Origin of the sequence: Xanthobacter sp. NM-59 (genome assembly GCF_021401125.1) — a bacterium.
GTDB lineage: Bacteria > Pseudomonadota > Alphaproteobacteria > Rhizobiales > Xanthobacteraceae > Xanthobacter.
Genome location: NZ_JACBFQ010000002.1, coordinates 328378 through 351956, shown reverse-complemented (window position 1 = coordinate 351956; position 23579 = coordinate 328378). Strand labels below are relative to the sequence as shown.

The 23579-nt window shown below is 68.6% G+C and carries 22 protein-coding genes; 12 read left to right on the top strand and 10 right to left on the bottom strand.

The genetic code is table 11. From position 1 onward, the window contains the following. Nucleotides 1-35 precede the first annotated feature (35 nt). A complete protein-coding gene (locus L0966_RS06915) occupies nt 36-566 on the bottom strand; it encodes a universal stress protein (protein WP_234051119.1) in 531 nt (176 codons plus the stop codon). 354 nt (nt 567-920) lie between these two features. On the opposite strand from L0966_RS06915, the gene L0966_RS06910 reads away from it, so the two are divergent. Then, a complete protein-coding gene (locus tag L0966_RS06910; protein ID WP_234051118.1) occupies nt 921-1370 on the top strand; it encodes a heme-binding protein in 450 nt (149 codons plus the stop codon). A 68-nt stretch (nt 1371-1438) separates the two neighbouring features. Here the strand turns inward: L0966_RS06910 and L0966_RS06905 are convergent, their stop codons facing one another. After that, complete coding sequence (locus L0966_RS06905) at nt 1439-2029, bottom strand: malonic semialdehyde reductase (protein WP_234051117.1); 591 nt, start codon at nt 2027-2029, stop codon at nt 1439-1441. Between the two features lie 225 nt (nt 2030-2254). Here L0966_RS06905 and L0966_RS06900 point away from each other — a divergent pair, with 225 nt between their 5' ends. Both L0966_RS06900 and L0966_RS06895 read left to right on the top strand, forming a co-directional pair. Beyond that, on the top strand, nt 2255-3505 hold the full coding sequence (locus tag L0966_RS06900; protein WP_370640652.1) for a pyridoxal phosphate-dependent aminotransferase: 1251 nt from the start codon (nt 2255-2257) through the stop codon (nt 3503-3505). 9 nt (nt 3506-3514) lie between these two features. Next, nucleotides 3515-4603 (top strand): AbrB family transcriptional regulator, encoded by a 1089-nt coding sequence (locus tag L0966_RS06895; RefSeq protein ID WP_234051115.1) that lies wholly within the window; start codon nt 3515-3517, stop codon nt 4601-4603. A gap of 29 nt (nt 4604-4632) precedes the next feature. Here L0966_RS06895 and L0966_RS06890 read toward each other — a convergent pair whose 3' ends face one another. Next, nucleotides 4633-5388, bottom strand: coding sequence for a M48 family metallopeptidase (locus tag L0966_RS06890; protein WP_234051114.1), 756 nt, complete (start codon nt 5386-5388; stop codon nt 4633-4635). A 73-nt stretch (nt 5389-5461) separates the two neighbouring features. Beyond that, on the bottom strand, nt 5462-6910 hold the full coding sequence (locus L0966_RS06885) for a polyhydroxyalkanoate depolymerase (protein ID WP_255684100.1): 1449 nt from the start codon (nt 6908-6910) through the stop codon (nt 5462-5464). Nucleotides 6911-7120: 210 nt separating this feature from the next. On the opposite strand from L0966_RS06885, the gene L0966_RS06880 reads away from it, so the two are divergent. Further along, on the top strand, nt 7121-8488 hold the full coding sequence (locus L0966_RS06880) for an ActS/PrrB/RegB family redox-sensitive histidine kinase (protein ID WP_234051113.1): 1368 nt from the start codon (nt 7121-7123) through the stop codon (nt 8486-8488). Between the two features lie 93 nt (nt 8489-8581). Next, the gene (locus L0966_RS06875) at nt 8582-9136 is read left to right on the top strand and encodes an ActR/PrrA/RegA family redox response regulator transcription factor (protein WP_234051112.1); all 555 of its coding nucleotides are present in this window, start codon (nt 8582-8584) and stop codon (nt 9134-9136) included. An 813-nt stretch (nt 9137-9949) separates the two neighbouring features. Here L0966_RS06875 and L0966_RS06870 read toward each other — a convergent pair. Together L0966_RS06870 and L0966_RS06865 are read right to left on the bottom strand one after the other, a co-directional pair. Beyond that, complete coding sequence (locus L0966_RS06870) at nt 9950-10423, bottom strand: MmcB family DNA repair protein (RefSeq protein ID WP_234051111.1); 474 nt, start codon at nt 10421-10423, stop codon at nt 9950-9952. Continuing rightward, complete coding sequence (locus tag L0966_RS06865; RefSeq protein ID WP_234051110.1) at nt 10423-11313, bottom strand: YihY/virulence factor BrkB family protein; 891 nt, start codon at nt 11311-11313, stop codon at nt 10423-10425. Before L0966_RS06865 ends, L0966_RS06870 begins: the two co-directional genes overlap by 1 nt. 216 nt (nt 11314-11529) lie before the next feature. On the opposite strand from L0966_RS06865, the gene L0966_RS06860 reads away from it, so the two are divergent. Further along, nucleotides 11530-12621 carry an FUSC family protein gene (locus L0966_RS06860; protein ID WP_234051109.1) on the top strand — a complete coding sequence of 364 codons (1092 nt, stop codon included), beginning with the start codon at nt 11530-11532 and terminating at the stop codon, nt 12619-12621. 124 nt (nt 12622-12745) lie between these two features. After that, the gene (locus L0966_RS06855; RefSeq protein WP_234051108.1) at nt 12746-14437 is read left to right on the top strand and encodes an acyl-CoA dehydrogenase family protein; all 1692 of its coding nucleotides are present in this window, start codon (nt 12746-12748) and stop codon (nt 14435-14437) included. Nucleotides 14438-14611: 174 nt separating this feature from the next. Here L0966_RS06855 and L0966_RS06850 read toward each other — a convergent pair whose 3' ends face one another. The 3 genes from L0966_RS06850 to L0966_RS06840 form a co-directional block, all read right to left on the bottom strand. Beyond that, a complete protein-coding gene (locus L0966_RS06850; protein WP_234051107.1) occupies nt 14612-15142 on the bottom strand; it encodes a prolyl-tRNA synthetase associated domain-containing protein in 531 nt (176 codons plus the stop codon). 353 nt (nt 15143-15495) lie between these two features. Further along, nucleotides 15496-15768 (bottom strand): hypothetical protein, encoded by a 273-nt coding sequence (locus L0966_RS06845; protein ID WP_234051106.1) that lies wholly within the window; start codon nt 15766-15768, stop codon nt 15496-15498. A gap of 189 nt (nt 15769-15957) precedes the next feature. After that, nucleotides 15958-16281, bottom strand: a complete 324-nt coding sequence (locus L0966_RS06840; RefSeq protein WP_234055150.1) for a hypothetical protein — start codon at nt 16279-16281, stop codon at nt 15958-15960. A gap of 166 nt (nt 16282-16447) precedes the next feature. Here L0966_RS06840 and L0966_RS06835 point away from each other — a divergent pair, with 166 nt between their 5' ends. Continuing rightward, a complete protein-coding gene (locus L0966_RS06835) occupies nt 16448-17371 on the top strand; it encodes a hypothetical protein (protein ID WP_234051105.1) in 924 nt (307 codons plus the stop codon). A gap of 165 nt (nt 17372-17536) precedes the next feature. Beyond that, the gene (gene ppc / locus L0966_RS06830) at nt 17537-20356 is read left to right on the top strand and encodes a phosphoenolpyruvate carboxylase (protein WP_370640653.1); all 2820 of its coding nucleotides are present in this window, start codon (nt 17537-17539) and stop codon (nt 20354-20356) included. Between the two features lie 19 nt (nt 20357-20375). Here ppc and hpt read toward each other — a convergent pair whose 3' ends face one another. Beyond that, the gene (gene hpt / locus L0966_RS06825) at nt 20376-20912 is read right to left on the bottom strand and encodes a hypoxanthine phosphoribosyltransferase (RefSeq protein ID WP_234051104.1); all 537 of its coding nucleotides are present in this window, start codon (nt 20910-20912) and stop codon (nt 20376-20378) included. Nucleotides 20913-21060: 148 nt separating this feature from the next. Here hpt and ftsE point away from each other — a divergent pair, with 148 nt between their 5' ends. The 3 genes from ftsE (at nt 21061) to L0966_RS06810 (ending at nt 23538) form a co-directional block, all read left to right on the top strand. Further along, nucleotides 21061-21720: a cell division ATP-binding protein FtsE gene (ftsE, locus tag L0966_RS06820; RefSeq protein ID WP_234051315.1), complete on the top strand. Its 660-nt coding sequence runs from the start codon at nt 21061-21063 to the stop codon at nt 21718-21720. Beyond that, nucleotides 21707-22675: an ABC transporter permease gene (locus L0966_RS06815; RefSeq protein WP_234051103.1), complete on the top strand. Its 969-nt coding sequence runs from the start codon at nt 21707-21709 to the stop codon at nt 22673-22675. The genes ftsE and L0966_RS06815 overlap by 14 nt, the downstream gene beginning before the upstream one ends. Before the next feature lie 71 nt (nt 22676-22746). Next, nucleotides 22747-23538, top strand: a complete 792-nt coding sequence (locus L0966_RS06810) for a YdcF family protein (RefSeq protein WP_234051102.1) — start codon at nt 22747-22749, stop codon at nt 23536-23538. The last annotated feature ends 41 nt before the right edge of the window (nt 23539-23579 follow it).

Here is a 23579-nt window from a genome sequence, read left to right as displayed (position 1 = left end):
CGGGTCTTGTCCAGTCGGGACACTCCCGTGGCGCCTCAGGCGAGGGCGTCGATCTCCGCGTCTGTGAGCGCGCCGGGGACGATGGTGATGGGCACCGGGAAATGGCCGGAATGGAAGGATACCAGCGCGCTCACCAGGGGGCCCGGCCCCTCCCGCCCCACCCCGGCGGCCAGCACCAGGATGGCCACGTCCTCGTCCTCCGCGATGGAGGCGAGCACGGCTTCCGCCTTGGTGCCCTCGCGGATCACCGTCTCGGCGTCCACCCCGGCCACCTGGCGGGCGCGGGCGACGAACTTCTGAAGGCGCGCGCTCATGTCGTCGGTGGCTTCGACGCGCATGAGGTCGCCGATGCCGAGCCACTGCTGGTTGACACCCTCCAGCTCCAGCACGCCCAGCAGCAGCAGGGCGCCGCCGGTGCCGGCGGCCCGGCGGCTCGCATAATAGACGGCGCGGTCGCATTCGGGCGTGTCGTCCACCACCACCAGGAACTTGCGACGATGGCCGGGCTCCCGGCTGCGCCGGGGCGCGGCCGGCGGGTTGGGGGCAGGCGAACGGGGATCGGTCATGGCAGCCTCGGCCGGTCGCTGCGCGAGCGCCCGCCAAGCCGGGTCCTCAGGGAACCCTGGGGTCACGGGACCCAGGGCCCGTGACCCCAGGGCCCGTGACGGCCGGAGAGGCGGACGCCCCGCGCAGCGCGATTCAATGGGGCGCTCCATGCTGCCATGGCGGAGCGGGCGCCGGTGAAAAAAGTGGGGCCCGGGCGGGGCTCCGGGCCATCCGACGGGGGCCTCGCGCGGCCTTGGACACCCGCAGCCGCCGGCGAAGCCTTTCAATGGCGGGGCGAATTGCTCTACAGACGGACCATCGCCACTTGCCCGGACGGCGAAGCCGCGCCGGCCGCAACATCACGGAGACGCGCCTTGCCCGCCAGCGCCGCAAACCTCACCCTGGAAACCGCGCAGGTGATCATCACCGCCGCCCTCGTCCATGCGCGCACGCAGGAGATGAACCCGCTCGCGGTGTGCGTGCTCGACGCGCGCGGCGCCCTGAAGGCCTTTTCGGCGGAGGACGGCACCAGTCTCAAGCGCGGCGATATCGCCATGGGCAAGGCCAATGGCGCCTTGTCCCTGGGCATGGGCTCGCGCTCTCTGTTCCGGCGCGCGCAGGATCAGCCCTTCTTCATCAGCGCCGCCACGGCCGCCATCGGCGGCTCGCTCATTCCGGTGCCCGGTGGCGTGCTGGTGCGCGATGGCGAGGGGCGGGTGATCGGCGCCGTCGGCATTTCGGGCGACACTTCGGACAATGACGAGGCGGCGGCGCTCGCCGGCATCGCCTCCGCTGGTTTCGTGGCCGATCCGGGCACGGACTGAACCCGCCCGGACCCAACCGGCGCAAACGGCCCGAGGTTCGCGCGCAAAAACGCACGAAACCGGTGATCTCAGAGGATCTGAGCCGCGTCCGCGAAGGCCAGCCGCGGCAGGCGATCATATAGCTTGGTGTGGTCGCCATGGCCGAGGGCGGCGATGAAGTTGGTCTTCACCGTGCCGTCAGGGAAGAATTCCGCATCGACCTTGGCGGCATCGAAGCCGGACATGGGGCCGACATCGAGCCCCAGCGCCCGCGCGGCGATGATGAGATAGGCCCCTTCCAGCGACGAATTGCGGAAGGCGTGGGGCTCCACCATGGCCGGGGCGTTCACGAACATGTCCCGCGCGCCCGGATTGTGGGGGAAGAGCTCGGGAATCTTGTCGTAGAACTTCAGGTCATAGGCGATCAGCACGATCACCGGCGCGGCCAGCGCCTTGTAGTTGCCCTGGGCGAGGCCCGGCTTCAGCCGCGCCTTGGCCTCTTCCGAGCGCACGAAGACGAAACGCGCGGGCTGGGTGTTCATGGCGGTGGGGCCGAGCTTCACCAGGTCGTAGAGCGCGTGAAGCTCCGCGTCGGTCACCGGCTGGTCGGTCCAGCCATTGTGGGAGCGGGCGCCGAGGAAAAGCTGCTCCAGGGCAGCATCGTTGATCTTCTGCTTCATGATGGGTTCCAAAGGGAAGAACAGGAATGGAATGAACAAGGATCGCACTGGCGATCTAGGAGCCCCTTGGCCGATGAACAACGGCCGCGCTTGCAAGATTGCCTTGCATCGGTGCAAACCGATCAGGACGCTTGATGCCGGTGTCACGCGAATTGATGGGCCAGGGTCCCTTCCCGTCGCTATGGTCCGCGCGGTTCATGCCGCAGCCCCTTCGAGATGAGTTCCATGTCCTCTTCTTCTCCCGCCTCGCCTTCGGCTCCGCTCCTGTTCGAGGATCCCTATCTTGCGCAGGTGCGCCAGCACATCGTGGCGCTGCCGGAAAGCGGCATCGTCGAGGTGATGAATTATGGTCGCTCGCGTCCGGGCATGATTCCCCTGTGGGCGGGGGAGGGCGACGTGCCCACGCCCGGCTTCATCTGCGACGCCGCGGCGGCCGCGCTCCATGGCGGCGAGACCTTCTACACCTGGCAGCGGGGCCTGCCCGAGCTGCGCGAGGCCATCGCCCGCTATATGGCGCGCCTTTACGGCGTCGCGGAGGATCCGGAACGCTATTTTGTCACCGGCTCAGGCATGCAGGCCATCCTCGTGGCCTTCTCCATCGCCCTCGGCGCGGGCGACGAGATTCTCTTGCCCTCGCCCATCTGGCCCAATGCGGCGGCCGGGGCGCAGAAGCTGGGGGCGGTGCCGGTGCATGTGCCGCTGGCCTATGGCGCGGAGGGCTTCTCCCTTGATATCGGCCGGCTGGAAGCGGCGGTGACGGCGCGCACGCGGGCCATCTTCCTCAATACCCCCTCCAATCCCAGCGGCTATGTGGCCACCCACGAGGAATTGCAGGCGGTTCTCGAATTCGCCCGCCGCCACAAGCTGTGGATCATCGCCGACGAGATCTATGGCCGCTTCTATTATGGCGAGGGGGAGCGCGCGCCCTCCTTCCATGATGTGATGAGCCCGGATGACCACATCCTCTTCATCCAGACCTTCTCGAAGAACTGGGCCATGACCGGCTGGCGCATCGGCTGGATCGAGGCCGATCCGCGGCTGGGGCAGATCATCGAGAACCTCATCCAGTATTCCACCTCCGGGGTCGCCGCCTTCATGCAGCGGGGCGCCATCGCGGCGCTGGAACAGGGTGAGCCCTTCGTGGCCGAGCAGATCGCCCGCGCCCGGCGGGGGCGGGACATCGTGGCCGACGCGCTGCTGGCCACCGGCAAGGTGGACCTGGTGAAGCCGAAGGGCGCCTTCTACCTGTTCTTCGGCATTGAGGGCTTTGCGGATGTGCGCCGGTTGGGCCTGACCCTGGTGGACGAAGCCAATGTGGGCATCGCGCCTGGCACCGCCTTCGGCGCCGGCGGAGAGGGCTTCATGCGCCTGTGCTTCGCCCGCGGCGAGGCCCAGCTTGCGGAGGCCGCCCGGCGCCTCGCGGCCTGGATCGAGGCCAATGCCGGTGGCGCGCGCGCGTCCACGCCCCGGACCTGAGGGCGGAGCATGAGGGGGCCTTCCACGGCGGCCATCCGGACCGCGCTCGGCGCGCTGGCCACCCTTGTGGCGGGGAGCGTGGGCGGAGCGCTGTTCGCCGCGCTGGGCCTGCCGGCGGGCTGGATCTCGGGCGCGCTGGTCTTCACCATCGTTCTGGCGGTGGGCGGGGCTCCGGTGGCGGTACCCGAATGGGTGCGGTTTTTGTCCTACACCGTGCTGGGCGCCTCCATGGGCACGGTGCTGACGCCCGATATGCTGGCCCATGCCGGCTCCTGGCCCATCAGCATGGCCTGTCTTGCCGCGAGCGTGGTGGGCACCATGGCGGGCGGCGCCTTGTTCCTCACCCGCGTCGGCGGATGGTCCCTGGAAACCGCGTTTTATGCCTCGGCACCCGGCGCCTTTTCCGCCGTGCTCGCCATGGCCGATGAGCGCGACGTGGACCTGAGGCGGGTGGCCTTTGCCCAGACGCTGCGCCTGTTCCTGCTGGTGGCGGCGCTGCCCAATGTGCTGGGGGCCATGGGCCTGGCCGGCGGTGGCCTGCAGCCGCAACCCCATGTCTCACCGCTGCTGGATGTGGTGATCCTGTTCGCGGTGTCCGCCGCGTGCGGCCTCGGCGCCGCGGCCCTCAGGGTGCCCGGCGGCCTCATTCTCGGCGCGCTGGCCGGCAGCGCGGCGCTGCATATGGGCGGATGGTCTGATGCGGTGATGCCGCGCGCGCTGCTGGTGCCCGCCTTCGTGGGGCTGGGGGCGGGGGTGGGCGCGCGCTTCATCGGCACCAGCCTTTCGGCCATCCGCTCCTATTTCTGGGTGTCGCTCGGCGCGTTTCTGGTGGCGATCGCAGTCGCCACGGTGTTCGCGACCTTGGCCGCGGTCCTGACCGGGGACGATTTCGGCAAGCTGCTGACGGCGTTCTCGCCCGGCGCGCTGGAGGCCATGACGGCGCTCGGTTTCGCCATGGGCTATGATCCCGCCTTCATGAGCGCCCATCACCTGTTCCGCTTCGCCGGGCTCTCGGTGGCGCTGCCGGTGGCGGCGCACCTGCTGTTCACCCTGGAAAAGGGCGCTAAGGACGGTCAGGCCGAAAACCGCGATCGCTGACGGGCTCCCGCCGGGCGTGTTTTCCGCAGTCAGGCGCCGTAGCGGTGAAGGCTGGCGCCGTGGTGGCGCAGCCAGCCTTCCGCCTCGCGGCGGGCAGGATAGATGCTTTCCACCACTTTCCAGAAGCGCGGGCCGTGGTTCAGCTCCAGCCGGTGGGCCACTTCATGGGCGGCCAGGTAGTCCAGCACGAAGGTGGGCGCCATGATGAGGCGCCAGGAGAAGGAGAGGTCCCCCTTCGCGGAGCATGAGCCCCAGCGGCTCGACGTGTCGCGCAGGGTGATGCGGCCGATCTTCGCCCCCACCGCCACGGCGTGGCGCTGCACGGCGGTGGCGATGTCCTGCCGCGCCTCGCGCTTGAGGTGATCGGTGACGCGGCGCGCCACATGGGGCGCCTCCCCGGCCACGAACAGGGCCGGGCCGCCCTCATCGTCGAGGCCGAGCCACACGGTGCCGCGGGCATCCGGCAGGTGGATGATTCGGTGCGGCTCGCCGCGCACCGGCACGAGCGCGCCGTGCTCGAAGCGCACCACTTCGGGCAGGCGACCCAGGCGCACGCGGATCCACTCGCGGTGACGGCGCACGAAATCGCCCGCGGCGGCCAGGGAAACGTGGGGCGGGGCGGTGACCGTGACATCACGCGTGGCGGAGCGCACGCGCAGGGTCAGCCGCCGGGCCTGGGGATGGCGACGGATGGAGACGCAAAGGGCCTCGCCATCGAGCTCCAGCTCGATGGCTTCACAGCGCTTCGGTGGCGCCTTCAGGTCCGGGCGACGAAACAGCGGCATGAGGACACCATGCACGAGGAGCCTAATGACGATTGGGTGTCATCTTCTCCAGAATTGGCGTCCTCAGCCAGAGCTAAGTTGCAGCATTCCGTGGATAAAGTGAGGTGACGTTCGCCGGCAGGGCAAAAATGTCAGGCTCGTGGCATGTTTCCGCGGGTTCTGAACCGGTGGTCATGGGGGCCGGTTTCATGTTGCCCTGCACAATGCCGTCAGGAAATTCCTGGCGCAGGATGAACTCGGCGATGCGCGGCGCGATCTCCGACCGGAAGCGCGAGCCGTTGAACACGCCATAGTGACCCACGCCCGGCTGTTCCCAATGGGCCCGCTTGTGATCGGGCAGGCGCGGGCACAGTTTGTGGGCCGCCCGGGTCTGGCCGATGCCGGAGATATCGTCCTTCTCGCCCTCCACCGTCATCAGCGCGACGCGGTGGATGGCCTCCGGCTTCACCACCTGGTCGTGATGCAGGATCTCGCCCTTGGGCAGGGCATGGGTGATGAAGACGTTCTCGACCGTCTCGAGATAGAATTCGGCGGTCAGGTCCATCACCGCCAGGTATTCGTCATAGAAGTCGCGGTGCTTCTCGGCCGAATCGCCGTCGCCCTTCACCAGGTGGGTGAACAGGTCCCAATGGGCCTGGACGTGGCGGTCGAGATTCATGCTCATGAAGCCGTTGAGCTGGAGGAAGCCGGGATAGACCTCCCGCAGCGCGCCGGCATGGGGCCAGGGAACTGTGGTGATGACGTTGCGGCGGAACCAGTCCATGCCGCGGTCCTTCGCCATGGCGTTCACCGCGGTGGGCGCCTCACGCGTGTCGATGGGCCCGCCCATGAGGGTCATGGACTTGGGCACATAGGGATCCTCTTCCGCCTCCATGCGGGCCACGGCCATCATCACCGGAACCGCCGGCTGGCACACGGCCATCACATGGCAGTCCCCGCCCAGGCGGTGGAAGATGGAAATGAGGTAGTCCACGTAATCGGAAAGGCCGAACCGCCCCTCGGCCAGGGGCACCAGTTTGGCGTCCACCCAATCGGTCACATAGACGTCGTGGCTGGGAAGCATGGCCTCCACCGTGCCGCGCAGCAGGGTGGCGTAATGGCCGGACACCGGCGCCACCACCACCAGTTTCGGCTGGCGGGCCGCTGGGGGATGCTCGAACGCCCGCTCGAAATGCAGGAGATTGCAGAAGGGACGGCGCCACACGGTGTTGACGTGCACCGGCACGCGCTGGCCATCCACAAGGGTTTCCCGGATGCCCCAATCCGGCTTGCCGTAGCGGCGCGTGGTGCGCTCGAACAGCTCGCAGGCCGCCGCCATCGATTTGCCGATGGTGGTGTGGGACACCGGGTTGATGGGGTTCTTCAGAAACAGTCGGCTGGCGTCGGCCATGGCGCGGGAGGGGTTGAGGGCAGCATGCCCCATCTCGTAGAGCCAGTAGAGCGGCGTCGTGTAGCCCAGATCACCACCGTACTCGCCCTGAGTCGGACGCTGGGTCGAGCCCGTGAAGTCTCCGATGGCCATGGCATTTCCTCGCTTATTGTGCGTTCCTCGCTTTATGTTGCGTTTCACGCTTTATTTTAGAAGCAGAGCGTGTGCTCTCTTTCTTATGTGGTCAATGCCGACAAAGGATATACGCCGTTCCTCGCGATGAAGTATGGCCAAGATGTCACAATGTCGCGCATTGCGACATCACAGCTTCGGCGCGGAGGCTTGCCTGAAAGTGACTAAACGATGAATCCCGCTTTCGCTCCGCCGCTTCACGGGCGCTCCTTCGGCCTGCGGCTGGACACGTTGATTCGCCTGCGCTGGCTGGCGGTGACGGGTCAGGTTGCTGCGCTGGTGGTGGTGCATCTGCTGCTGGGCTTTCCCCTGCCGCTGGCCTCCTGCTTCGCGGTCGTTGCCCTTTCGGCGATGGTGAACGTGTTGTTGCGGATCAAGTATCCGGTGGCTCGGCGCCTAAGTGACGCTGCGGCGGGTCCGCTGTTGGCCTATGATCTTCTTCAGCTCACGGCGCTGCTCTACCTGACGGGCGGGCTCAAGAACCCGTTCGCGCTGCTTTATCTTGCGCCGGTGATGATCTCGGCGACCGCGCTCGCCTGGAGCACGACGGTGGTGCTGGGTATTCTGGCGGCGGCCTGCGCCGGCGCGGTGGGCCTGTGGGCGCGCCCGCTGCCCTGGGCGGGGGAAGCGCTGCCCGTGCTGCCAGAGCTTTATCTGGCGGGCATATGGGTTTCGCTGACTGTGGCCATCGGCTTCATCGGCCTGCATGCCTGGCGGGTGGCGGAAGAGGCGCGCGAGCTGGCGGACGCCCTGGCGGCCACCGAGCTGGTGCTGGCGCGCGAGCAGCATCTGTCCGCCATCGACGGCCTTGCGGCGGCTGCGGCACACGAGCTGGGCACGCCGCTATCCACCATCGCGCTGGTGGTGAAGGAGATGCAGCGGGCCATGCCGCCCGGCGCGCCCTATGCCGATGACGTGTCGCTGCTGCGCGACCAGGTGGGGCGCTGCCGCGACATTCTTCAAACCCTGACCTCGCTCAGGTCGGGAGATGCGCCGTTCGATCGCATGCCGGTGCGCGTGCTGCTGGAGGAAGTGGCCGAGCCACACCGCAATTTTGGCATCGCCATCGTCATCAATGCGCCGGGGCGGCCCGATGATCCGGTGATCGGCCGCAATCCGGGCCTGCTCTATGGGCTCGGTAATCTGGTGGAAAATGCCGTCGATTTCGCCCGCTCGCGGGTGGACATCGCCGCGGAATGGACCCCCACCAGCCTCGTCATGGTGGTGGAGGACGATGGCCCAGGCTTCTCGCCCGAGGTGAGCGCCCGCATCGGCCAGCCTTATGTGACCTCCCGTGCCCGCGAGCGCCTGGAGGATCGCGGCGACCAGGATGAGGAGAGCGGGCTGGGGCTCGGTTTCTTCATCGCCAAGACGCTGCTGGAGCGCACCGGCGCCACCCTCACCTTCGAGAACCGCCCGCCGCCGGCCACCGGCGCTTCCATCCGCATCACTTGGCCCCGGCGCGCATTGGCCATAGAAATGGATGATGACGCGACAAAGGGACGCGCAGCTGACTATTCTGCCACCGAAGGCGCGTAAAAGCGGACGCGGAATTTCACCCGTTCCTGAACGCCATTGTTTAGATGTGACGGCGCATTGCCCCAGCGCCCCGGATGCCGAGGACACATAACGATGAATGAAACGACGCCGCTCGAAGTGGGAGAAGACCGTTCGGTCCTGATCGTCGACGACGATCGCTCCTTCCTGCAGCGCCTCGCGCGGGCCATGGAGGCGCGCGGCTTCCAGGTGGCCACCGCCGAAACCGTGGCCGACGGCCTCGCCCGCGTGGAGGAGTCCGCGCCCGCCTTCGCGGTGGTGGACATGCGCCTGGGCGACGGCAGCGGCCTCGACGTGATCTCCGCACTGAAGAAGCATCGCCCCGGCGCGCGCGCCATCGTGCTCACCGGCTACGGCAACATCGCCACCGCCGTCACCGCCGTGAAGCTGGGCGCGGTGGACTATCTCGCCAAGCCCGCCGATGCGGACGACGTGGTGGCCGCGCTCATCGCCTCCGGCGACCACAAGCCCCATCCGCCGGAAAACCCCATGTCGGCGGACCGGGTGCGGTGGGAGCATATTCAGCGCGTCTATGAATTGTGCGGGCGCAATGTGTCGGAGACGGCGCGTCGCCTTTCCATGCATCGGCGCACGCTTCAGCGCATCCTGGCCAAGCGCGCGCCCCGCTGAGGAGCGCAGGCGCGCTTCGGTCCGGGCCGGATCGGGGCTCGGATCCGTGCCGCCATGCACCGGCTCGTGGGGCGGCGGGGCTTGGGGCATTCGCGCATGGAGGGCGGTCCCGCGTCAAGCTCGGGACCGCCGCTCACGGCTTGCCGGTCCGCTGTCGACGGCGTGGTGCCGCGGCGGAGCCTTGCCGCCGCTCACCGGGAATGGCCGGGGAATGGCCGGCTCATGAGCAGGCCACAAGGGCCGACACCGTGCGTTTCGGCCCGCTTTCGCGCTTCTGCCGACCGCTGGGCTTTGCGCGCGATGCCGGGGGCTTTCGCCTCGGGAGGGCGGTCGGGTCTGCCCCGCGGCCGCTCTGGTGATGGCGGGCCGGCGCGGGCGGGCCAAAGCCGCCGGCTTGGCCTTCCTGCCTTTGGTCTTCGATCGAAGCACGGTGGGCTTGCTCCCGGGCCGCGCAAGCTGGGCCAGGGCCCGTGAACCAGGCCCCGCGCGCTGGGTCCGATCGATATTGAAGAGGCAGGGGCTGGCGGGTCTCGTTCCCTCCCCCGTTTGCGGGGAAGGTGAGGGGGCAGGACCGCCTGGGCTAGGACAACGTCGGGGCGCAGAGGCCGGAGATTCAAGACTTTTGAGATTTGCGAGGCGTTGCCCTGCCCCTTGCCGGCGTCACCGGCGCGGGCCGCCTTCCCAACGTTTTGCTCCCACCCCAGCCCTTCCCCGCAAGCGGGAGAGGGGCCAGGCCATGAGGAACACGGTGGTGGGGGATAAGCCGCGCCCCACGCACCGAATGTCCATCGGCCCTCAGGCTCTGCCCCCGGCTCAGATGTCGAGCCGCATCAGGTCGGGGTCGTAGAGGGCGGCGAGGCGGTTGGCGGCGGTGCGGGCAAGGCGCAGCGTCAGCGCCTTGCGGGTGGCGGCCGGCAGGGGATGGCGCGGGGCCTCGCGCAGCAGCTCGGCGCCGAAGGCATCGGCCACCAGCAGGCCTGCCTCCCCGGGCAGGATCTCGGTGGGGAAATCGAGCGGCACGGCGAACAGCAGGCGATCGCAGAAGGCGCGATATTCCGGCCACTTGCCGTCAGTGCGGAAGTCCTGGACCGACGACTTGATCTCGATGATGGAAATCTCGCCCTTGCCGTCGAGGGCCAGGATGTCCGCGCGCCGGCCGCTCACCAGCGAAAATTCGGTCACCCCCACCACGCCGCGCGCCGCCAGATGCCGCAGCACGCCCCGCTGCACCGTGCGCGCGGTGGGCGACTGGCGCCCATCCTCCCGGGGCTGGGGCGGGTGTTCCATCAGCTTTCCGCCTCCGCCGTCAGCTTCTCGCGGACCACGTTTTCGTCCCTTTGGGCCATGCGGGCCTTGTAGTCCCGCGAGATGGCGGCATTGAGCTCGCCCCCGAACACGAAGATGGAGGCGGTGAGGTACAAAAACACCAGGGCGATCATCACCGAGGCGAGGCCGGCATAGGTGGTGACGTAGTTGGCGGGAAACTCGGCCAGATACATGCCGAAGGCGGAGGCTGCCACCAGCCACAGCACCAGCGTGACCAGGATGCCCGGCGCCACTTCCGCCAGGCTCCGCCGGCCCGCCGGCAGCCACAGATGGGCGACCACCAGCGTCACCACCAGGATGATGGAGGTGGCCGCGAAGCGCGCCAGCGTCACGATGTGGGAGAAGGGCTTCAGCGCCGGAAGATGGGCCACGGCCGCCTGCCACAGCAGCGGGCCCAGCACCACCAGGAAGGACAGGGCCAGGATGGCGGCGGCGGAGAGCAGCACATAGCCGATGGATTCCAGGCGCAGCCAGTACCAGGCCCGCGCCTCCTTCACCCCATAGGCGCGGTTGAGGCCAATGCGCAGGCTCTCAATGCCGTTGGACGAGAAGTAGATGGCGAGCAGCACACCATAGGTGAGCACGTCCGTGCGCACCTGATCGACCACATTGTAGATCTCGCGGGAGATGGGGTCGGCCACCTGCCGGGGCCAGCTCTCCAGCAGCAGGGGAATGGTCTCCGCCGCCAGCGGGCGCAGGTCCAGGAAGCCGGCCAGAGCCGTCACGAAGATGAGGAACGGGAATAGCGACATGAGGGCGGACAGCGCGATGTGGCTGGAAATGGCCCAGCCATCATCGGTGCTGAAGGTCCACACCGCGTCGAGGCTGATATGGATGATGCGTCGCAGCATGAATGTCCCCGCTGATCCCTCCGAGACATCGGGCTTTCCCTTATGGTTGGCAAGCGCGCGTTCAAGCCTGCCGCACCGCAGCAGGGCGCCGGGTGGACAGGGGCTCGCCTACCCCCTTGAGTTCAGGCGCGCTTTCGTTGATCAGCAGGGGCAATGCCGCCTTCGGTGCGCCGGGCGGGTCATGGCCGCACGCTTTTCCGCGGAGAGTTCCTCGCGATGCCTTCGTTCTCGCTCAAGCGCCTCGGCGAAGTTTTCTCCGGCGGTCATTACACGCTCGGCCTGAAGGCCGCGGTGGCGGCGCTCGTGTCCTACGGCCTGGCCTATGGCCTCAAGCTGCCGAATGGCTATTGGGCGGTGCTCACGGCGGTGCTGGTGGTGCAATCCACCATCGGCGCGAGCCTTTCGGTGGCCATTGATCGCGCCCTCGGCACGGTGGTTGGGGGTGTCGTGGGCGTCGGGGCGGCCATGGTGGCCGGGCCGTCGGCGCTCCTCACCTTCGTGATGCTGGGCATGTCCATCCTGCTCACCAGCACCCTGGCCGCGCGTTTCACCAGCTTCAAGCTGGCACCCGTGACGGCGGTGATCGTGCTGCTGTCCGACCCCACCCATGTGGACCCGTGGATCTCGGGCCTGCACCGGGTGTTCGAGATCGGCATCGGTGGCGTGGTGGGCGTGCTGTGCGCGCTCCTGATCCTGCCGGCGCGGGCGGTGGCCTTCCTGTTTCCCCATTGCGCCACGGCGGTGCGCCTGTGCGCCGAGCTGCTCAGCCTGGGGCGCGACGGGCTGCTGGGGCGCGGCCTCGACGCGGGCCGGATGGATGCCCTCAACGCCAAGGCCCGCAAGGCGTTGCGCGCCGCCGATGCCCGCATTGCCGAGGCCCAGGCCGAGCGGGCCCTTTCGGGGCAGTCGGACCCCAATCCGGTGGTGCGCTCCTGCCGGCGGCTGTGGCACTCGGTCATCATCCTGCTGCGCGGCACCGACACCCCTTTGTCCGAGCGAATCGTGATGCTGCTGGGCCCGGGGCTGGACGGGGCGGTGGCGGGGCTCACCGGCTACATGGAGGCGGTGGCCCTCCTTCTGGACGGCGAGAAAGGCGTGGACCTCTCCGCCGCCGCGGAAGCCGCCCGGGCGGCGGTGGTGGCGCTCGACGGGGAGGTGGAGCGGCTCAACGCCGCCGGCACCTTCGACGATGCCAGCGGAACCGACCTTCGGGCGGTGTTTTCGGCCATCTCCGCCTGCGGCCACATGATGGAGAATCTGGACGAGCTGGTCGCCCGCCTCTCGGAAATGGAGGAGGGCGGGGCGTGAGCGCGGCGGGGTTGCCGTTGCGCGCGTCTGCGTCCATGGCTGTGGCGGCTTAAGTCTGTCGTTGCTTTGGAAGCATTCCGGGGCAAGATACGTTTTCGCGATGCACAAAGGGAGATCATCGTCCATGTCCGCCAGCGCAGCCCTCCGTCCCGTCGATCAGAACCCCATCGACGCGGTCGCCCTCGGCCGAATCGCGACGGCGAGCCTTGAGAAGCTGCTGGCGGAGGCCGCCTCCGCGGTGCGCGCCAAGGTGATCGACGGCCCGAAGATCTCTTCCGCTTTGCTGGAGAAGGAGCAGCGCGCCACCCACGGCCTCGCCTGGCTCGCCACTTATGTCTTCTCCGTGCGCGAGCTCGTGCACTATGCCGACCGGCTCACCGAGATGGGCAAGTTCGGCGAGACCGAGAAGCTGATCGTGCAGATCGGCCTTGGCGAATACATCGCCCAGATCCTGGGCGGCATTCCCATGAGCCAGGGCGAGGTGGTCCGCCTCACGGACCTGTATGTGCCGGTCGAGAGCATTCTGGCCCTCGCCGCCGAGGAGGCCGTGGCTACCCTGGTCGCCAAGGGCAACACCGCCGCCAGCCGCGCGGCCCTGGCCGACATCATCCGCATTGCCCATCCCACCGGCACCATCGGCGAGGCCGGCCTCGACGAGACGCTGGAGGCCATGCGCACGGAGATGCACCGCTTCGTCGAGGCGGAAGTGGCGCCCCACGCCCACGAATGGCACCTGAAGAACGAATACATTCCGCTGGAAATCATCGGCCAGCTCTCGGAAATGGGCGTGTTCGGCCTCACTATTCCGGAGGAGTTCGGCGGCCTGGGCCTGCCCAAGGAGGCCATGTGCGTGGTCACCGAGGAGCTCTCGCGCGGCTATATTGGCGTCGGCTCGCTGGGCACCCGCTCCGAGATCGCGGCCGAGCTGATCCTGGCTGGCGGCACCGACGAGCAGAAGGGCCATTACCTGCCCAAGATCGCTTCGGGCGAGATCCTGCCGACCGCCGTGTTCACCGAGCCCAATACCGGTTCCGACCTCGCTTCCCTGCGCACCCGCGCGGTGAAAGAGGGGGACGTCTACAAGGTGTCCGGCAACAAGACCTGGATCACCCATCCGGTCCGCGCCGACATCATGACGCTGCTGGTGCGCACCAATCCCAACGAGCCGGGCTATAAGGGCCTGTCCATCCTCATCGGCGAGAAGCCGCGCGGCAATGACGAGAACCCCTTCCCCGCCGAGGGCATGACCGGCGGCGAGATCGAGGTGCTCGGCTATCGCGGCATGAAGGAATACGAGATCGGCTTCGACGGGTTCGAGGTGCCGGCCAAGAACCTGCTGGGCGGGGAAGAGGGCCAGGGCTTCAAGCAGCTGATGACCACCTTTGAGAGCGCCCGCATCCAGACCGCCGCCCGCGCCGTGGGCGTGGCCCAGGCGGCCATGGAAGTGGGTCTCAAATACGCCGAGGAGCGCATTCAGTTCGGCAAGCCCCTGTTCGCCTTCCCGCGTGTGGCCGACAAGATCGTGATGATGGCGGTGGAAACCATGATCGCCCGCCAGATCACCTATTTCGCCGCGCGCGCCAAGGATGAGGGGCGCCGCACGGACCTGGAAGCCGGCATGGCCAAGCTCCTGGGCGCCCGCGTCGCCTGGGCGGCGGCGGACAATGCGCTGCAGATCCACGGCGGCAACGGCTTCGCGCTGGAATATCCGGTGTCTCGCATTCTGTGCGACGCGCGCATTCTCAACATCTTCGAGGGCGCGGCCGAGATCCAGGCTCAGGTTATCGCCCGCCGCGTGCTCGACGGCGGCAATTGATCTTGCCGGCCCCGGCTCCGGCCGGGGCCGCGTCCTGGGATGTCACAAAGTGAAAACGGCCCGCGAGCCAGGCTCGCGGGCCGCTTTTATGTCGGTAGTCAGCGCATTGCCGGGCCTTTGGGGGAGGGGCGTGCAGCGGCGTCAGGGCAGGGGGGCGCCGTGATGGCCCCGCCCTCAGCCGGCGACAGGCTGCAATGCGTCATGGGCCAGGGAGGGGAGGTCCAGCAGCACCGGCTGGTGGCCGGTCAGCGCGAAAAAGCTGCGCAGCGCCTGCGGGGTGAGGACGGTGGTGCGGGTATTGGTGAGCGGATGGCAGCCGACCGCCTCGGCGCGCAGCAAGGCGCTGTCGATGGCGAATGTCACGCGGTGGTCCGGATCGTTCGCCAGCGCCAGCAGGGTCACGGATCCCGGCAGCACGCCCAGATATTCGAACAGCGCTTCGGGCGTGCCGAAGGAGAGCGAGCCCCGCGCGCCCAACGGCGCCCGCAGGCTCTTCAGGTTCACCTCGGCATCGGCGGCGGCGGTGACCAGGAAATAGTTCTTCTTGGCATCGCGCAGGAACAGATTCTTGGTGTGGGCGCCGGGCACGCTGCCGCGCAGCGCCTTGGATTCCGCCACCGTGCGCAGCGGGGGATGGGAGAAGGTCTCAGCCGGAATGGCCTGGGCGTCGAGCAGCGCCAGCAAGGCGTCGGGCGTTAATGGCATAAGGCGGTTTCCGTCGCGCGTGGGGCGCAGGAAGGTTGTTCCGCCCATGCTTAGTACAATCAGGATCGGCCGGCGACTGGGAGTTGAGGCGCGGGGCCGGCCGCGCGACGGCGGCGCGACACACGGCAACAGGATTCGTGCCGAACGCCGGTTGTTGCGCGGCGGGGGCTGGCTTGTCCTTCGCGCCGTCCGCGAGGATCCGCTGCCTTCGCCCCTCCGGCGCGAGATCATGCCCCTTGCGGGTGGGGACGTCGGCCGCGTGCGGGATCGGCGCAGGGCCCCGTGGGCCGGCGGGAGTTTCGGGCGGACGCTGCACGGGAAGCCTTGGGCCGCCCCGTGCAGCGTCTGCGTTGTCAGCGCAGCTTGGCGAGGCAGGCGCCGGCGGCCTCGGCCGCGCCACGGGCGGAGCCCATGGGGACGGCGCCGCTGCCCACCAGCGACTTGGTGACAGTGGTCACGAGCCCGCGCAGGTCGGAGGTGGAAGCCGCCTGCGGCGCGGCCGCCGCGTAGATGGCCTGGCCGTTGGCATCGAGGCCGGCGGCGCACTTGTCCGCGGAAGCCTGATCGGCCAGAGCGGGGGTGGAAAGGGCACCAAGGGCGGCGCAGGCGAGAAGCAGCTTCTTCATGTCAGGGGGTCTCCATCACGGCAGTGAAGGTTCAAGAATCAGAAAGGCGGGTGTCGCACGCCGGCGGCCGGTGCGCGCAAGCTTCCGCGCGGCCTGCGACAGTCTTGCGAAGGCCGGGTTTGTGAAGGCTGTGGAGCCGCGCGGCAGGGCGAGGGACGAATGCGCGACTGAGATCACACGTGTTCGTGGTCAGCGCACGCCAATGCGGTTCACGGGGCCGCCGGCATTGGCCGGAGCAACGCCCGGTCCCGGAGCAACTCCGACGCCCGGCGCGCCGACACCGACGCCAGGCGTGACGCCGACACCGGGCGCGCCCGCGCCGGGAACGCAGCCGACGGGGTAGCCGGGTCGGGTGCAGTGCACAGCCGCGCGGGCGGCGGGAGCCGTCGGGCGAGCCACGCAACCTTTTGGAACACCAACAGATTTGCAGTAGACCACTGCAGAGGCCGGGGAGACGAAGGCGGCGGCGCTCAGGGTGGCGGCCGCCATGGCGATCAAGGCGAAGCGGGACATGATTTACCTCACGGAGGGTCCGGCCGAGCTAAGGGCTAGGACGGCTTTTTGCCCCGCTCAATGCCGAAAGTTGGCCTCTTTCTACTTCCCGTATCTCCCGCGCGGCGGCAAAAGCCGATAGGCTCCCGTTCGCGAGGCGGTCAGGGTCTACCGTTCGGGGGCGAGTGTGAGTGGGGCGTACGATACGGCGGCGCAGGCCCGTGGGGTCTGCGAATGGCTTGCCGATGCGGTGGGCGTGGAGGCGCGGCAATGGGTGCGGACCCACCCGGCCTTTCCCGCCGCGATGGATGAAAGTGCCGCCTCCATGGTCGGCCTCTATAGCGGCAACCGCCTGCTCAACCGGGTGTTGAATGATCGGGGCCGCCTTCTCTTCGGTTTTCTTGCGCTGTACCTGCATGCGCTGCCCGAGGCGCGCGGTGGCGGCCTGACGGTGAGCCACATGGCGGCGCTGGCGGCCGAAACCGGCGTGTGCAGCCGGGGCCGGGCCAAGGCCATGCTGGCGCTGCTGCGGTGGGGCGGCTATCTGGCCCCCGCCGAACATGGCGGAGACCGGCGCGTGAAGCCCCTGGAGCCCACGCCGCGCATGGTGAGCCTGCAGCTCCAGCGCTGGCAGATCCAATATCGCTTGCTCTCCACCCTTGACCCGAAGCTTGGGGAACTGGAGACCGCCCTTACGGATCGCGCGGTGTTCGATGCGGTGGCCATTGCGCTGGGCGACGGCTTTCGCGCCGGCTACCGGGTTCTGGACGATGCTCCCTCGATCGCCGAGCTGGCCGACCGGGACAGCGGGATCATGATCCTGATGGCGCTGCATGTGGCTGCCGTGGCCGGCGAGGCTTCCCCCTCGATCGCCGAGCTGGCGCGGCGCTTTCATGTCTCCCGCGCCCATGTGCTGCAACTGCTGAAGGACGCGCAGGCCGGCGGGCTTTTGTCCCGCGATGCGGAAGCCGGGGCGGGGCGGCTGACCGAGCGTGGGCAGGAGGCGCTCGCCGATTTCTTTGCCAGCTCCTTCGCCTTTCTGCGCGGCAGCGCCCATCTGGCGTTGGAGAGGACGGCGGCGGCCAAAGCGGCAGCCGGCATCGCCGGCTGAGCAGGCCGGCTCTTTCGCTGACGCGAAATTTCCGAAACACTAGGGTCGGGCTCTCAAGCGTTTCCGAACCTCGCGGGGGCGAGTCGGAAAAGCACCAATCAAGGCCGGGAATGGGTTTGCGCCGCCACGAAGCGCGATTCCTCCGGGCTCGGGACGGGGCGCAGCATGACGCGCGGGATGATGCCGGTGGATCTGGGACTGGAGAGCGCGGAGGGGCCGGACACCCTGGAGGATCTGCCGCTGAAGGCGGATATCCGGCGGCTGGGACGCATTCTCGGCGACACGGTCCGCATCCAGGAGGGTGAGGAGGTGTTCGACCTGGTGGAGCGCATCCGCCAGACCTCCCTGCGCTTCCATCGCGGCGGCGAGGAGGAGGCGCGCCAGGAACTGGCGGCCCTGCTGCCGCGCCTGTCACCCGAGCGGGCCGTGGAGATCATCCGCGCCTTCTCTTATTTCTCCCATCTCGCAAATATCGCCGAGGACCAGCACCACATTCGCCGCGGCCGCGAGGCGGCCATGACCGCGGCGCCGCCGGCCAGCGGCAGCCTGGCGCGCTCGTTCGCCCTGGCGCGCGAGCAGGGGGTGGACACGGCGGCGCTGGCGGCCTTCTTCCGGGGCGCCAAGATCAGCCCCGTGCTCACCGCCCATCCCACGGAGGTGCGGCGCAAGAGCACCCTGAACCGGGAGATGGAGATTGCCGAGCTGCTGGACCGGGGCGAGCGCATGGCCCTTACCCCCCAGGAGCGGGTCGAGGGCGAGGAGGCGCTGCGCCGGGCCGTGCTGACCCTGTGGCAGACGGCGCTGCTGCGGCGCATCAAGCTCACCGTCCTGGACGAGGTGACGAACGGCCTCTCTTATTACGATTACACCTTCCTTGATCAGCTCCCCCGCCTGCACTGCGCCATCGAGGATGCCTTGACCAAGGGGCCGGAGGCCGAGGGATCGGACGCGCCCGAGCTCGAGCTACCGCCCTTCCTGAGGGTGGGCAGCTGGATCGGCGGCGATCGCGACGGCAACCCTTTCGTCACCGCCGATGTGCTGCGAAACACGATGCGCCTGCACCGCGCGCGCATTTTTGCCCATTATGCCGCCGAGCTGGCCGCCCTCGGGCTGGAATTGTCCCTGTCGGGACGGCAGGTGCGCACCTCGCCGGAGCTGCAAGCCCTGGTCGCCCGCTCCACGGACCCGGTGCCGGGCCATCGGGGCGAGCCCTACCGGCTGGCGGTGGCCTATATCCTGGCGCGGGTGGAGGCCACGGCGAGCCATCTCGCCGGCGGGCCGGCGGAGGTGGAGCCCTATGCCGGCGCCGAGGGGCTGAAGGCGGATCTCGATACCATCCATCTCTCTCTGTGCGCCAACGGCTCACGCATCCTGGCGCGCGGCCGGCTGCGGCGCCTGCGGCGGGCGGTGGACTGCTTCGGCTTCCACCTCGCCTGCCTGGACCTTCGGCAGAATTCCGACGTGCACGAGCGCACCGTGGCGGAATTGTTCGAGAAGGTGGTGCCGGGCACCTCCTACGCCGCCTTGAGCGAGGAGGCGCGGGTCGATCTGCTGGTGCGCGAGCTGGGCACGGCGCGGCTTCTGTCCTCGCCGTTTGTGGCCTATTCGGACGAGACCCGCTCGGAGCTGGCCATCTTCCGGGAGGCGGCGGCCGCCCATCGGGAGCTGGGGCCGCTCTCCATCCCCAATTCCATCATCTCCAAGGCCGAGAGCGTTTCCGACCTGCTGGAGGTGGCGCTGCTGCTGAAGGAGGTGGGGCTCGTTTCCGCCGAGGGCACGAGCGCGGTCAACATCATCCCCCTGTTCGAGACCATCGACGACCTGAAGGCCTGCGGTGCCGTCATGGAGCGCGCCTTCTCGCTGCCCGCTTATGCCCGCTTGGTGGCGAGCCGCAGCGGCGAGCAGGAGGTGATGCTGGGCTATTCCGACAGCAACAAGGATGGCGGCTTCGTCACCTCCGGCTGGGAGCTCTACAAGGCGGAGATCGGCCTCATCGAGGTGGCGCGCGCCCATTCGGTGCGGCTGCGCCTGTTCCATGGCCGCGGTGGCTCGGTGGGCCGCGGCGGCGGGCCGAGCTATGACGCCATCCTCGCCCAGCCGGGTGGGGCGGTGAACGGTCAGATCCGCATCACCGAGCAGGGGGAGATCATCTCCTCCAAATATTCAAATCCCGACGTGGGCCGGCGCAACCTGGAAATCCTGGTGGCGGGCACCCTGGAAGCTTCGCTGCTGCAGCCGCAGGAGAGCGCCCCGCGCCCTGAATTCCTGAGCGCCATGGAGGCGATCTCCAGCGATGCCTTCAAGGCCTATCGAAACCTGGTCTACGAGACCGAGGGCTTCGAGGATTACTTCTGGTCGTCCACGGTGATTTCCGAGATCGCCACCCTGAACATCGGTTCGCGCCCGGCCTCGCGGGCAAAGACGCGGTCCATCGCCTCGCTCCGGGCCATCCCGTGGGTGTTCTCCTGGGCCCAGTGCCGGCTGATGCTGCCGGGCTGGTACGGCTTCGGCACGGCGGTGGAAGCCTTTATCGGGCGGCGCTCCGACTACGGCATGTCGCTGCTCCAGGCCATGTACCGGGAATGGCCCTTCTTCCGCACCCAGCTTTCCAACATGGACATGGTGCTGGCGAAAAGCTCGCTGGCGGTGGCCTCGCGCTATGCGGAGCTGGTGCCGGACGAGAGCCTGCGGGCGGAGATCTTCGGCCGCATCCGCGCCGAGCATGAGCGCACCGTCGCCCATCTCAACATCATCATGGAGCAGTCGCGGCCGCTGGAGGGCAATCCCGCCCTCGACCGCTCCATTCGCGCGCGCTTTCCCTATCTCGATCCGCTCAATCACCTGCAGATCGAGTTCCTGAAGCTGCACCGCCAGCAGGGCGCGGCCCCCGCCGAGGGGGTGGAGGCGGCCGCGCGGGAGGAAGTGCTGCACGGCATCCAGCTCTCCATCAACGGCATCTCCGCCGGCCTGCGCAATTCAGGCTGACGGCGGAGCGTCGTCGGCCTCAGGCGAGGCCGACGATGTGTCCGATGAAGGGGAGCTGGCGGAAGGCATGGGCGACATCCATGCCGTAGCCGACCACGAACAGGTCCGGGCACACGAAGCCGACGAAATCGGGATGCACCTGCACCGCCCGCTTCCCCGGCTTCTCCAGCAGCACGCACACCAGCACCCGCCGGGCGCCACGCGCCATCAGCAGGTCCTTGGCAAAGGCCAGGGTGCGGCCGGATTCCAGGATGTCGTCGATGAGCAGCACGTCCCGCCCGCGCACGTCGGAGTGCACGTCGGACAGGATGTCCACCTGGCCACAGGAGACGGTGGCCTCGCGATAGGACGAGAGCTGCATGAACTCCACCTCCGGCGTCAGCCCCGAGGCATGCAGGGCGCGCAGGAGATCGGCAGAGAACATGAAGGCGCCGTTCATCACGACGACGGCCAGCATGTTGTGGGGTTCCGCCGCCACGATTTCGTCCGCCACGCCGCGGACGCGGGCGGCGATGCGGTTCTCGTCGAACAGAATGGAAATATTCGGCAGGGGCATGGGTCCTCGCTCAACTTGGTCGAGCATGGACCGGATGGCGGCGGGCGTCCAGAGCGCGGCCGGGCCCGCGGCGAGGTGGGCGGGGCGGCCGGCTTCGTTTATGTTGGCGGATCAACACAACGGACGATTCGGAGGAAGGGTGGAACATCTGGTCCGATTCGAGAATGTCGGTCTGCGATATGGAATGGGGCAGGAAGTGCTGAAGGACGTGTCCTTCGGCATCGCGCCCAGTTCGTTCCAGTTCCTCACCGGCCCCTCGGGCGCGGGCAAGACCACCCTTATGCGCCTGCTCTTCCTGTCGCTGAAGCCCACGCGCGGGCTCATCACCCTGTTCGGGCGGGACGTGTCGTCCCTCGATCCGGACGAGGTGGCGGTGCTGCGCCGGCGCATCGGCATCGTGTTCCAGGATTTCCGCCTGCTCGACCACCTCACCACCTATGAGAACGTGGCGCTGCCGCTGCGCGTGCTGGGGCGCGACGAGGCGAGCTATCGCGGCGAGGTCACCGAGCTGCTGGGCTGGGTGGGCCTGGGCGACCGCATGGACGTGCTGCCCCCCGTGCTCTCGGGCGGTGAGAAGCAGCGCGCCGCCATCGCCCGCGCCCTCATCGGCCGGCCGGAATTCCTGCTGGCGGACGAGCCCACCGGCAATGTGGACCCCACTCTGGCGCGACGCCTGCTGCGCCTGTTCATCGAGCTCAACCGCACCGGGACCTCGGTCCTGCTGGCTACCCACGACATCGCGCTCATGGACCAGTATGATGCCCGGCGCCTCGTGATCGCGGACGGTCGCCTCTATGTCTACGACTGAAACCGCCCCCCTCGCCACAAAGGGCGCGGCCGCCCCGGAAGAGGCCGCGCGCCCCGCGAAGGCGCGCGCCCAGACCTCCATCGTTCCGCGCTCCACCATCGCCGGGCACACTCTGGTGGCGGTGGTGGCCATCATGACCTTCCTCGCGTCCCTCACGGTGGGGGCGGTGATGGCGGTGCGCACCACCGCCGGCCAGTGGCGCGCCGACGTGACGCGCGAGGTGACCATTCAGATCCGCGCCGGCGAGCCGGCCGCCACCGATGCCCAGGTGCAGCTGGCGGCCGAGATCGCCCGCGCCACTCCCGGCATCGCCGAAACCCACATTCTCTCGGCCGAGGAAACCGGGCGGCTGCTGGAGCCCTGGCTGGGCTCGGGGCTGGACCTGGGCGACCTGCCGGTGCCGCGCGTGGTGGTGCTGAAGCTCGACGGCTCGACACCGGTGGATTTCGCCAAGCTGCGGCGCACCCTGAGCGACCGCATCCCCACCGCCTCGCTGGACGATCACCGCCTGTGGTCGCAGCGCCTGGGTGCCATGGCGGAAGGGGTGATGATCGCCGGCGTGGTGCTGCTGGCCCTGGTGGGGCTCGCCACGGTACTGTCGGTGGTGTTCGCCACCCGCGCGGCGGTAGCCACCAACCGGGCGGTGGTGGAGGTGCTGCACTTCGTGGGCGCCCGCGACGGTTTCATCGCCGCTCAGTTCCAGCGCCACTTTTTGAAGATCGGCGCCGAGGGCGGGCTGCTGGGCGGCTGTGCCGCGGCGGCGGTGTTCGGGGCCATCATTGCCCTGCCGCGCTTTTCCGTGGTGGGGGATCCGGAGGACCCGACCTTCCTCGCCTGGCTCAATCCCGGCATCTGGGGCTTCGTGGGCATTGCCTGCGCAGTGGCGGTGGTGGCATTCGCCACCGCCCTCACCTCGCGCGTCACCGTTTACCGAACCTTGAGGACGATACAGTGAAATCCATGGCCGTTCAGGGCCGTGGCGGAGGCACCTCGGGTCTGCCGCATTCGGCCCGCAAGGTTGCGAGTATGAGCACGACGACTGAAATGCCGCCTTTGCTGGCGGGCTCCGTGGCCCGCGCCCCGCGCCGCGAGCGGCCGGGGGACGCCGCCGATCGGCCCGACGCGCCCGTCAACGCCCTGCCGCACCGCGCGCCCACGTGGCGTCGCACGCTGTTGCGGCGGTTGGTGAAGGGCACGGTGCTGCTGGTGGGGCTGGCGGTGCTCGCGGTTCTGGCCGGTTTCCTCGGCTTCCTCACCCAGATCGCCGCCCGCGAGCCGGTGCAGGTGAAGTCGGCCGATGCCATCGTGGTGCTGACCGGCGGGGCTTCCCGCATCGCCGATGCGGTGAGCCTGCTGGCCGAGGGGCGGGGCAAGCGCCTGCTCATCACCGGCGTCAATCCGGTGACCTCACCGGGCGAGCTCGGTCGCACCCTGCCCGGCGGGCAGGCCCTCATTTCCTGCTGCGTGGACCTTGGCCACAAGGCGCTGAACACGCGCGGCAACGCCATCGAGGCGGCGGAGTGGACCCGCAGCCAGAATTTCCGCTCGCTGGTGGTGGTCACTTCGGCCTGGCACATGCCGCGGGCCCTGGTGGAGCTCAACCACTCCCTGCCCGATGTGGAGCTGGTGGCCTATCCGGTGGTGACCTCCCGCATGGAGACGGAACAGTGGTGGCGCGATCCGGCGACGGTGAAGCTGCTGTTCAAGGAATATCTAAAGTACATGATGGCGAAGGCGCAGATCCGCCCGGTGCAGGCGGTGGCCCAGGCCGACCCCCAGCACCCGCGCATCCGCGCCGAGGCCCTTGCCACCCCCTGATGCATGCCACCCCTGATACAAGGGGCGAGAGGGAGCTTTCC